Source organism: Pseudomonas sp. SIMBA_067, assembly GCF_046534675.1.
GTDB lineage: Bacteria > Pseudomonadota > Gammaproteobacteria > Pseudomonadales > Pseudomonadaceae > Aquipseudomonas > Aquipseudomonas putida.
Window position 1 is genome coordinate 1 of record NZ_JAWRYH010000403.1, and the last position, 273, is coordinate 273.

Consider the following 273-nt stretch of genomic DNA (forward strand, 5'->3'; position numbering starts at 1 on the left):
GCAACGCCTGCTACATGTCAGCACACCTGCCAGCGAATATTCGCAAGGTCAGGATTTGTTCAACCCTCAACGCCGTCATTACTGGGTTACCGCAGCGGATAACGATACGCTGGCAATTACCACCCCGAAAAAGACGCTGGTGCTGAACAATAACGGTAAATACCGCACTTACAACTTACGTGGTGAAAGAGTGAAAGATGAAAAACCACAGTTAAGTTTGTTATTGCAAGTGCTGACAGACGAGAAGCGTTTTATCGCTAACTGATTAATTAT

General features: G+C 45.4%; 1 protein-coding gene. It reads left to right on the top strand.

The window, feature by feature from the left end; all coding sequences use genetic code 11:
- Window positions 1–265: hypothetical protein (locus SB765_RS29625; protein ID WP_410932491.1), on the top strand; the 265-nt coding region annotated here is incomplete at its 5' end.
- Between the last annotated feature and the right edge of the window lie 8 nt (window positions 266–273).